The sequence below is a fragment of the Rhizobium sp. RHZ02 genome, from assembly GCF_014851575.1.
Classification (GTDB): Bacteria; Pseudomonadota; Alphaproteobacteria; order Rhizobiales; family Rhizobiaceae; genus Rhizobium; species Rhizobium altiplani.
On record NZ_JACUZX010000005.1, the window covers coordinates 344,249 to 354,421 of the forward strand.

The 10,173-nt window shown below is 60.1% G+C and carries 7 protein-coding genes and 2 pseudogenes; 2 read left to right on the forward strand and 7 right to left on the reverse strand.

The window, feature by feature from the left end:
• Position 1 precedes the first annotated feature (1 nt).
• From IB244_RS11690 to IB244_RS11700, 3 genes are read right to left on the reverse strand one after another with little or no spacing between them, the layout of a single operon-like run.
• The gene (locus IB244_RS11690) at positions 2–1,297 is read right to left on the reverse strand and encodes an HlyD family type I secretion periplasmic adaptor subunit (RefSeq protein WP_192304289.1); all 1,296 of its coding nucleotides are present in this window, start codon (positions 1,295–1,297) and stop codon (positions 2–4) included.
• Complete coding sequence (locus IB244_RS11695) at positions 1,294–3,456, reverse strand: type I secretion system permease/ATPase (RefSeq protein WP_192304291.1); 2,163 nt, start codon at positions 3,454–3,456, stop codon at positions 1,294–1,296. Before IB244_RS11695 ends, IB244_RS11690 begins: the two co-directional genes overlap by 4 nt.
• Positions 3,457–3,475: 19 nt before the next feature.
• Entirely contained in the window at positions 3,476–4,837 is a 1,362-nt protein-coding gene (locus tag IB244_RS11700; protein ID WP_192304293.1) for a TolC family outer membrane protein, read from the reverse strand.
• Between the two features lie 517 nt (positions 4,838–5,354).
• On the opposite strand from IB244_RS11700, the gene IB244_RS11705 reads away from it, so the two are divergent.
• The gene (locus IB244_RS11705; RefSeq protein ID WP_246734395.1) at positions 5,355–5,915 is read left to right on the forward strand and encodes a GGDEF domain-containing protein; all 561 of its coding nucleotides are present in this window, start codon (positions 5,355–5,357) and stop codon (positions 5,913–5,915) included.
• Between the two features lie 198 nt (positions 5,916–6,113).
• Here IB244_RS11705 and IB244_RS11710 read toward each other — a convergent pair.
• A pseudogene (locus IB244_RS11710) lies at positions 6,114–7,221 on the reverse strand (ISNCY family transposase); the annotation flags it as partial.
• Positions 7,222–7,304: 83 nt separating this feature from the next.
• Here IB244_RS11710 and IB244_RS11715 point away from each other — a divergent pair.
• Complete coding sequence (locus tag IB244_RS11715; RefSeq protein ID WP_192304295.1) at positions 7,305–8,492, forward strand: IS110 family transposase; 1,188 nt, start codon at positions 7,305–7,307, stop codon at positions 8,490–8,492.
• A 301-nt stretch (positions 8,493–8,793) separates the two neighbouring features.
• Here IB244_RS11715 and IB244_RS11720 read toward each other — a convergent pair.
• The 3 genes and pseudogenes from IB244_RS11720 to IB244_RS32150 form a co-directional block, all read right to left on the reverse strand.
• A pseudogene (locus IB244_RS11720) lies at positions 8,794–9,030 on the reverse strand (ISNCY family transposase); the annotation flags it as partial.
• Between the two features lie 154 nt (positions 9,031–9,184).
• A complete protein-coding gene (locus IB244_RS32145) occupies positions 9,185–9,787 on the reverse strand; it encodes an IS630 family transposase (protein WP_246734392.1) in 603 nt (200 codons plus the stop codon).
• Positions 9,711–10,136 carry a helix-turn-helix domain-containing protein gene (locus IB244_RS32150; RefSeq protein WP_246734396.1) on the reverse strand — a complete coding sequence of 142 codons (426 nt, stop codon included), beginning with the start codon at positions 10,134–10,136 and terminating at the stop codon, positions 9,711–9,713. The genes IB244_RS32145 and IB244_RS32150 overlap by 77 nt, the downstream gene beginning before the upstream one ends.
• Between the last annotated feature and the right edge of the window lie 37 nt (positions 10,137–10,173).

Sequence of the window (10,173 nt, forward strand, 5' to 3'; positions counted from 1 at the left end):
CCTATCGCTCCGTCAGCGCTTCGCCGCGCGCCTTGTTGATCGGCTTCATCAGGTAGCTCAGCACGGTCTTGTTGCCGGTCATGATCTCGACCGAGGCAACCATGCCGGGGATGATCGGATAGGACTTGCCGTTGCGCTCCAGCGCGGACTTGTCGGTCTTGACCTGTACCAGATAGTAGGTCTCGCCCTTTTCCTTCTCCACGAGACTGTCTGCGGAGATATTCTCGACGACGCCCTCAAGGCCGCCGAAGATCGAGAAGTCGTAGGCGGTGACCTTGACGACGGCAGGCTGGCCGCGGCGCACGAAGGCGACATCGCGCGGCGAGATCTTGGCTTCGACCAGCAGCGTGTCAGCGGTCGGAACGATGCCGGCGATGACACGGCCCGGATCGACATAGGCGCCGATGGTGTTGACCTCAAGCGTGTTGACGATGCCGTCGACAGGCGAGCGGATGTCGGTGCGCTTGACGCGGTCGGACGCGCCGCGGATGGTTTCATCGACGACCGAAAGCTCGGCCAGCGCCTGCGCCTTGTCCGTCAGCGCCTGCTGACGCAGTTCGAGGGCAAGATCGCCGAGCTGCAGCTTGGCTTCCTGCACGGCAGCCTGCAGGCGGTCGATGCTTTCCTGGTAAACCTTGAGCTGGCCCTTCTGGTCGGTGAGATCACGCTCGGTCTTCAACACTTCCGTCTGCGCCACCAGCTTCTTCTGTGCCAGCGGGAAAATGAGATCGTACTGGCGCTGGGCACCTTCGATATTCTGCTGCAGGCGATCGATGTTGGCGTGGGCTTCGCTGAGCTCGTTCTTGCGCTGGCGCACGCGCTCCTGCAAGACGCCAAGCTTGTTCTGGTAGCTGGCGCGATCGGCAGCGAAAAGCTGCGCCTCGTTTGCGCACACATCCTTCGCGACGGCCAGGATCTCTTCCGGGCAAATGTACGGCGTATCGTATTGACCAGCTTCCTCGAGCTTCAGGCGCGCAACCTTGGCACCGAGCGCACGCGCCTTGGCAACGGATTCGCCAAGGGTGGAGGTCGTCGTTGTATTGTCGAGCTGGACGAGTAGCTGACCTTTGCGCACGACCTGACCGAGGACGACGGCGATCTGCTGGACGACCCCGGGCTCCGACGACTGGATGATCTGCGTCTTCGAGACCGGAATGACCTTGCCCTCGCCGCGGGCGATCTCGTTGATGTCGGCAATAGCCGCCCAGGCGACGAAGCTCGCAATGACGAGCGCCACCAGTGCAAGAATGCCGCGGGCGAGAAGCGGAGGATTGTCGTGACGATTGCTGAGGCTCATGACTGCGCCCCTGCTGGTTTACGCTGCATGGCCTCGATGACCGCACCCTTCGGACCGTCGGCGATGATGCGGCCCTTGTCGATGACGATCAGGCGATCGACGAGCTCAAGCATGCTGTAGCGGTGGGTGGCGATCAAAAGCGTCGTATCACGGCTGATCGCCTTCGACAGGCGCGCAATCAGGTTACGCTCGGTCGCCAGATCCATGGCGCCCGACGGCTCGTCGAGAAACACGATCTTCGGCTTCGTCAGCAGCAGACGCGCAATCGTCAGCGCCTGCTTCTGGCCGCTCGACAGGTTCGTGCCGCGTTCGCCGACCGGCATGTCGAAGCCGCGCGGATGATTGCCCACAAACTCGTCGACGCCAGTCATGCGGGCGACTTCCAGGAGTTCCTCGTCGGTCGCGTCGGCGCGTCCGATCAGCAGGTTTTCCTTGACGGTTCCCGAGAAGAGATCGGACGACTGGCCGGCCACGGCAACCGCCGAGCGAACTTCGGCCATGTGGTATTGGCGGATATCGACGCCATCGATCAGCACGCGACCGCCCGAGGGACAAAAGAGCCCATCAAGCAAACGGCCGAGCGTCGTCTTGCCGGAGCCGATGCGGCCGATGATGCCGACGCGCTCGCCCGGCCGCACCGCAAAGGACAGCTTGTTGATGACGGGATAGTCCGAGCCCGGATACTGGAAAGACACATCCTGAAAGCTGAAGGCGCCGCGCGTGATCTCGCGGTTGACGAAGCCAACGGTCGACGGACGGTCGTCGGGCTGTTCCATGATCTTGTCGAGAATGCGAAGCGACATGGTCGCCTGGCGGAAACGCGCCAGCGTCATGGCAATCTGACCGAGCGGCGCACCGGCGCGGCTTGCCAGCATGACAGTCGCGACGATCGCGCCCATGGCGATGCGGCCTTCGGAGAATTCGTAGGTTCCGGCAATCACGATCAGGACGCTCACCATCTGCTGGATGAACATCGTCATGTTGATGGCGTTCGTCGAGATATGCTTGATATCCTCGCTGGTGCGGCTCGAATACTTGGTCAGTTCCTGCCAGCGGCGCAGCATCGTCGCTTCGGCGCGCAGGCTCTTCAGCGTTTCGATCGTCGAGATCGTCTCCACCAGTAGAGACTGGCGACGCGACGCCTCGTTGGCTGCCGTCGTCATGCGCTTGCCGATCGCGGCCTGCGCCCACAAGCCGATCGCAACCGACAGGACGAAGGCGACCGCCGGGATGACGACGAGCCAGCCGGAGATCAGATAAATGACGCCGAGAAAGATGAAGACGAACAGGCTGTCGATCAGGACGCCGATGGTGTTCGACGTGAAAAACTCGCGAACGAATTCATACTGCGTCACGCGGTTGGCATATTCGCCCGTCGACATCGGCCGCGAGGCGAGCGTCGAATTCAGCACCTTGTCGAACAGCAGCTGCGACAGGCGCAGATCCGCCTTGCGTCCGGCATAGTCGATCAGGGACGAGCGAGCGGTCTTCAGCAGGAAGTCGAAGACATAGGCAAGCGAGATACCCGCGGCCAGAACCCAGAGCGTCGGGATCGCCTTGTTCGGCAGGACCCGGTCATAGACATTCATCGTAAAGAGCGGCGAGCCGAGCGCAATCAGGTTGATGAATAGCGCCGCGACCATGACGCGAACATAGGTGCGCCAGTAAGGCGCAAGCGTTGTTGCCAACCAGTGCCGCTTTTCGATCTCGACGGCATGGCCGACCAGCGCCTCTTCCGAGGCGTTCTGGTAGTAAAGCGTAAAGGCAAAGGCCAGTTGCGGCTTCAGCGCCAGGAATTCTTCCCGCGTCAGACGGATCGCGTTGCCGGCAATCGGAACGATATCAGTGACATAGGAGCCGTCCTCGGCGACCTCGAGCAGCGGCAGCACGCTGCCATCGGCAAAGGCGACGATCGCCGGGCAATCGAAATTGCTCTGGCGGCATTCGCGCTCCTGGTGCTTGATCACCTGCAGGCCGATGCGCTCGGCCATGCGCTCGACATCGTCGATCTCAAGCGACTCGGTCACCTCGTCCGGAAGGCCGGAAAAGAGGACCGTGTCGGAGCTTGGTCGGCCATAGAACGCAGCCACGGATTTGAATGCGGCTTTGAATGTCTGCAGCGGTGTGCTGCTGGAGGTCCCGATCGCTACGTTCAGCATTGTTCAATGGCCACGTCGACTATTGCTGTCGAATTGGCGCTAGGAGGTCCAGGGGCATACCGGCCCTCTGATGTGAATCAAGCTCGACATATCCAGGATTCGCGACGCCCGCGGGGACAACAAACTCTTCCCGCGCATAAGGTTTGGACTGATCGACCGGCTTCAGCTTCATCGTCTGAAGCAGATTGCCCGACGCCGCCAGGATCTTGTACTCGGCAAACTGCGATGCAACGCGCGCGGTATCAGCGAGAACCTGAGTGTTGAACTTCGTGTTCTGCGCATCGAGCACATCGAGCAGCGAGCGCTGGCCAACCTTGAACTGCTCGCGGTAGGAGCCGACGAGCTGGTTGTTGATCGATGCCTGCTTGTTGAGGATGCCGGACAACTCTCCGCGGCTGACGCGCTCGTTCCAGGCGGAACGGACCGACTCCGAGACCTCGCGCTGAACCTGGGCGAGATTGTAGCGCTGCTCGCCGGCACGACGGATCTGCTCCTGTTCGCGCGCAACGTCGATGCCGCCGCGATAGAGGTTCCAGCGGGCAACGACGCGGACCTGATAGTCGTTGGTGTTGCCTTCGTCGCCATCGATGTCGTTGCCGACGCGGGCAGAGCCTTCGAGATTGACCTTCGGCAGGTAGTTGGCGCGCGCACCACGAACACCGGCATCGGCAGCATCGACGTCGGCATTGGCCGAATAGATGCGCGGGCTGTTCTTGGCGGCGACGAAGACCGCGTCGTTCAGCGTCTTCGGGACGTACTTGCCCACAGACGGCGGCGTCTGCGCATTGGTGATCGGCTCGCCGACGACCTGAAGAAAGCGGATTTTCGTCTGCTCAAGCTCTTCGAGCGCTTCGCGCAGCCGGGCCGTGGCGGCCTGCAGACGTTCGCTGCCCTGAAGGCGGTCAGCATCCGTCAGGGCGCCGCCCTTGATGCTCTCGTCGATGTCGCCGACCATCTGCGTATGGAACGCAACGTTCTGCTTGGCGGCAGCAACGATCTGGTTCTGGAGCATGTATTCCAGATAGTCCTGCGTCACTTCGAGGGCGAGCGACTCAGACCGTTCGAGAACTCGAAAGGACGCACCATCGACGCGCGAAGCCTGCTGTTCGACCTGGGCGCGGCGGCTGCCGCCATCGTAAAGTGTCTGCGAGATCGTCAGACCAACATCGCCCGGCGACAGATAGTCATGATCATCTCTTAGCGAGCCGGAGCTTTCATTCGACAAGCGGCGGCGCCCGATCCCGCTCTCCAAATCTACGGATGGCAAGTATAAACCGCGCGCTTGGCGTAGTTCAAACTCAATAGCTTCTCTATCCTTCGCAGCCTGCAAGATCTGCGGATTCGTTTTCATCGTCTTTTCGATGGCCTGCTGCAGAGACATTGCATTGGCATCAGCATAAAACGAAAAACTCAAAGCAACCGTCGCAGACAATGCTGCAAAAATTCTTTTGCTCTTAAACAAGTTCGATGCCCCTCAACATCAAAGATTCACTCGGCGAACCCGTATACCAAAGATTTTCTTTGGCAAAGAAGTAACACCAATCTTTCCACATTCCAATCGTAGCTTCCGACATTCCTGCCAAGACAGTTAATCCCAGTGGACAACTGCCTAAAGCGAGAATTTTACAGGATTTTTTAACGGGGGATTTGCCCGAACCTGTTTATCTGGCTTTACTTTCAAACGGACATGACCCGCGATGAATTTTAGCCAGCGTTACTCTTCCGCCACAATCGTTTCAGCTCTTCGGATCGCAACCCTTGGTGCTGTCTGCTACGTGGCTGGATCCGTCGGCGTTTTACTTATCTTAAACCTTCTCGTACCGGATCGACCATTTTTGGTGGGATTTGTCGGCGCAGGCTTAATTTCACTTCTTGTTGCATTTCCGCTGCTATTGATCTTGCAGCTCAAAGTTGGCGACCTCAAAAAACTACAAGAAACGATTAACTATACTGCGCGCCACGATGCCGTAACCAAAACACTGAACGGGACAGCCTTTGCCGCGGCCGTCGAACACTACATCGACCGGCGCAAGCGAATCGCCACCGACGCCGGCGGCGTGATGATCGCCGTCGTCATCGATACGCTTGACGAGATCAGCAGGCGCTATGGCCCGCAATGGGCGGATACCGTCATGCAGTCGCTCGCCGCGATCATTCAGTCGTCCGTGCGAAAGGGCGACCTGGTTGCGCGCCTCGCCACCAACGAGCTCGGGGTTTTCCTCCCGGGCGCGACCATCGAAAACGCCCAGGACGTCGGCACCCGCATCCGTCGGCGCGTCGCGGAAGCCTCGTTCTCGGCCGAGGGATCGCCGATGACGATCGGCATCCGGCTCGGCGGCGCCGTTTTCGAGGGACCGACCGACTTCACGCATATCCGTCAGTTGGCAGACGAAATGGCCATGGAGCGCGGCGGCGAGCGCGAGGACGCCATCCCGCTGTCGCGGCTGCCGGCCGCCTGACCTAGTCTAGTGTCCGTCCATAAACGCCTGTTTTTCAGGGTTTTCAAGGTTGCTCGTCCACTGAATGATGTTTGTTGGGACGGGTGATGGCACAGAACCCTGCAGGTTGTGGCGCGAAGCGCGATCTGGCTGCAATGGGGTCATGAGGTATCGGCCGCCGCTCGCCGGGTGTGCTCTGAACGCTGCCGGATGAGGGTGTCAGGTCGGCCTGAGGCGTGCGAAGAGGGCGAGATTGTAAGCGACCACCGACGACCGGACATAAGCCTTGAAGTGGTCGAGCCCACGCCAAGTGCAGCGCCCCAAGCCATAAGCGCGTTTCAGGCAAGAGATGCCGGCTTCGATGCCGGCGCGGAAGTTGCGCAGCTTGCGATACACCCAGCGGCTGCTGACCATGTCTTCGATGCTGAGACCGCGCTTCTTGTGGAAGGCCATGTCGCGGATGCCGCGGGTTTTGGCTCCACTCAAATTTTCGCGACTGGCATAGCCGCCATCGGCCGCGGCCTGACGCGGCGGCTCACCGTAAAAAGCGATGTGGCGTTCCAGCATCGGCAAGAAGCGCTCGCTGTCGGTCGGATTGCCGACTTCGATGACGAGGTCGAGGATCAGTCCACTTCTGCCGGTGGTCAGATTGAGTTTGTGGCCGTAGTCGACGTCGCGGCTGCCCTTGACGATGATGTCGGCATGCGGCTCGAACAGGCTCACCAGTTTCTCGCCGGCGGAGACCGGCTCGCCAGCCAGGACCCGCCGCTCGGTCTGGGCGATGATCCGCTCGATCAGCGGCCTATAGTGGCAGACTTGCGCCTGCCACAGTTCAACTGCCGGGCCCGCCGCCAGGGTCGACCGCTCAGCCGCGTGTTTGAGATAGCTCAAGGTGATGCGCGTGATCTTGAGCAGTTCGCAGTAGTGCTTCACCCGTTTCGGGCGACCGCGGGTATATTCGATCGCCCGAGCCCGCTTCTTTGCCGCGCGGCGGTGGTCGTGCCATGGGATGGCACGGCCCTGCGCATCGGCCTGCTGCAACAGCCGCACCATCACCCGCACGCAGTCCCATAAGAGGCTGCTGTCGCTCGGCTCGTGGATCAGTGCGGCCGTGACGGTCCTGTCCACACGCACGACCTTGCCACTTTCCAGCCTCTCCTGCCGGGCGCTCGCCAGAAGCACCTGGTTGATCTTCTCAAAGGTTTGCGCCCGGATCGCGCTGATCGTCTTGTGCAAAGCCGACTTCTTCGGGCTCCACCCCCACGGCAGCCGGGCAAAGCCCGCGGAACGAGGCGGGGTCTTCGAGATGGAAGGCCAGTTCCTGGTAGATCCTATGAGGAGGGTACAGCGACCGCGCTGTGACAAAGTGAGGTCGCTTTCAATCAACACCTTACTCTGGAGAGGCCGAACATGCTCGCTACGAATGAACGACCTGAAGCGCCGACCGCTATTCGCATTGATCTTGGCGCGATCTTCGTCTCCTTGGAACTCAGCCGTTCGAAATGGCTAATCACCTCGCTGTCGCCGGGCGGCGGCGAGAAGATGTCGAAACATGCGGTGGCGGCCGACGACATCGCTGGCCTGCTGGCGCGGTTTGGCGAGCTCAAGAGGAAGGCGCAGGCCCGGATCGGACGCTGCTTTCCCATCATCGTGGTCCAGGAGGCCGGGCTCGATGGCTTCTGGATCCACCGAGTGCTGCAGGCCGAGGGGATCGAAAGCCACGTCGTCGATCCGGCTTCGATTGCGACCTCGCGCCGGCGGCGGCGGGCCAAGACCGACAAGATCGACGGTGAGACGCTGGTGCGCACGCTGCTCGCCTATAAAAGGGGCGAGCCGCGTGTCTGTGCGATGCTGCGGGTGCCTACGCCCGAGGAGGAGGACCGTCGCCGCATCTCGCGTGAACGCAAGGCGTTGACGAACGAGCGCGTACGCCACGTCAATCGCATCAAGGGCCTGCTGTTCAGCCAAGGCGTCTCCGGCTACCAGCCGCTGCGCCGCGACCGGCGCACGCGGCTCGAGGAGCTTAGAACCGGCGATGGCCGACCCTTGCCGACGCATCTGAAGGCGCAGGTCGGCCGCGAACTCGATCGGCTGGAGCTTCTGATCGGACAAATCAAGGCAGTCGAGGCCGAGCGCGACGCCATGCTCGCTGCCGCGCCGGTCGGCTCTGCGCATTTCGCTGGTTGTGAGCAGCCGGCACTGCCGATGCTGCTCGCCTTGAAAGGCATCGGGCCGGAGTTTGCCGTTGTCTTGTGGTCGGAGGGGCTGTCACGTCATTTTGACAACCGACGACAAGTTGCTGCCTATGCCGGCCTGGCGCCGACACCCTGGCAAAGCGGCTCGGTCGATCACGACCAGGGGGTATCGAAAGCCGGCAATCCAAGGCTGCGAACGACGCTGATCCAGGTGGCTTGGCTGTGGCTGCGCCATCAGCCGCACTCAGTGCTCAGCCTATGGTTCAAGCAGCGGGTGAAGCAGAACGATGGTCGTCTGAAGAAGAAGACGCTCGTGGCGCTCGCCCGCAAATTGCTTGTCGCGCTGTGGAAATACGTCGATGCCGGCGTCGTCATCGAGGGGGCCGTGATGAAGACCCCTTGATCCCCGATCGCAACCGAATTCTGCAATCTTCCAGGACCCGATCAGTCCTGGCGGATCCAGGTGGGACGACCGCAGTTGAGTATGGCTTCAAACGCCGCTTGGTAGAATGGTCTCGTCCTCCTGAGCCCTTGTCCGCCGCAAGCGGGATGTTGGTTCCGCTGTCTTCGAACAGCGACCGTATATAAGTTGGATCTGGCTTGGCAACGAGCCGCGTCTTGCAATCGGGCTCAGACCGTTGGATGCCGCAACAACCGATGGAAGCAAAAAATGTCACCCTGACGACAGTTCCACATTGACCCTCCTCATATAAACTCAACTGGCGATGCTGCTTGAGCAGCGCGCAGCGCAGCACGGCCTCGGCGGGTAGCCCCTCGCGGCCGGTCTCCTTGAGACCATGCCGGCGCAGGTCCCGCGTCACCAGCCCGAGCAGATCACCATGCTCATCCAGCCATTGCGACATCGCCTTCAGTTCACGGCCGATCTCGTGTTCGGCGAAAAGATCGAATACACTGGCTTGGACCGTGCGTTCTTGGCGCATTGTCGGCTCCGGCGGTTACGGGTTTGTCTTTAGAATCAGTCGCTTGATCTAAAGTATACCTGAAACCGCCGGGCTTTGCCCGCCGAGATATCGCGATTCATACAATAATTTCAGCAGCTTACTGTTTATGGATGGGCACTAAAGCTTGTCGCATCTAAATCGCCTCATACCCTGCGGCCTTGAAGTAGTTTCGACATTCGTCAACGGAGAACAATGCGCAGATGTCGCTGAGGGCATTCGATATTGCGTCGAAGCTCCTTGCGGCTTTCTTTCGTAGGAGCGACTTGAGTTTCGAGAAGGCCATCTCGATTGGGTTCAGGTCGGGCGAATAGGCCGGTAGGAACAGCAGCCTGGCACCGGTTTGTCTGATGAGTTTTTCGGCCTTTTGGCTTTTGTGGAAACGAACATTATCGGCAATGACGATGTCCCCCTTTGATAAAGTTGGGACAAGTTGCGTTTCGATCCAAGTCTCGAATATCTCGGCATTCATTGGTGCGTTGACAATCCATGGCGCGACCATGGAATGCGATCTGAGGCCAGCGATAAACGTCTGCGTCTTCCAGGATCCGAAAGGCGCATGACTGCGGTAACGGTGACCCCGTAACGACCAACCGGAGCGTTTTGTCAGCTTTGTGCTCGTCGACGTCTCATCGATAAAAGTGAGGCGTGCCAGAGCCTTATCAAAAAACGGCTTGCGCCTTTCGATCCATAGACTTCTCGCCCGAGCGATTTCCGGACGAAGCTGCTCGCTTGCCATCAAGCTTTTTTTTGTGGCTTAACCCGAGCCGGTGCAACATACGGCCAACGCTCGAGCGATGCACAATTACGCCGCGCTCGGCAAGCTCGACGCACAATTCATCAAGCGTCAAATCACCCTTCTCAGCCATACGTTCCCGAAACCACGCACCGTGGTCACTTAACTTGCCGCCACCAATATGACCCTGTCGTCTCGGCGACAGAGAACCCGTCTCCCGCTTCAGGATAACAAGGTTATTCACAAATCGAGGCGACACCCGGAAATGACGGGACGCCTCGCGATGGGTGTTGCCCTCTTCAACGAATGCAACAACACGGGAACGCAACTCGATCGGATGTGATTTGCCCATGATCGGTCTCCTTCCAGCCAAGAAGGAATCACAAATC

Excerpts from the sequence above, each read along its gene's own strand:
- IB244_RS11690 (WP_192304289.1), bottom strand. The coding sequence starts at position 1,297 with ATGAGCCTCAGCAATCGTCACGACAATCCTCCGCTTCTCGCCCGCGGC.
- IB244_RS11695 (WP_192304291.1), bottom strand. The coding sequence starts at position 3,456 with ATGCTGAACGTAGCGATCGGGACCTCCAGCAGCACACCGCTGCAGACA.
- IB244_RS11700 (WP_192304293.1), bottom strand. The coding sequence starts at position 4,837 with ATGTCTCTGCAGCAGGCCATCGAAAAGACGATGAAAACGAATCCGCAG.
- IB244_RS11715 (WP_192304295.1), top strand. The coding sequence starts at position 7,305 with ATGCTCGCTACGAATGAACGACCTGAAGCGCCGACCGCTATTCGCATT.
- IB244_RS32150 (WP_246734396.1), bottom strand. The coding sequence starts at position 10,136 with ATGGGCAAATCACATCCGATCGAGTTGCGTTCCCGTGTTGTTGCATTC.
- IB244_RS32145 (WP_246734392.1), bottom strand. The coding sequence starts at position 9,787 with ATGGCAAGCGAGCAGCTTCGTCCGGAAATCGCTCGGGCGAGAAGTCTA.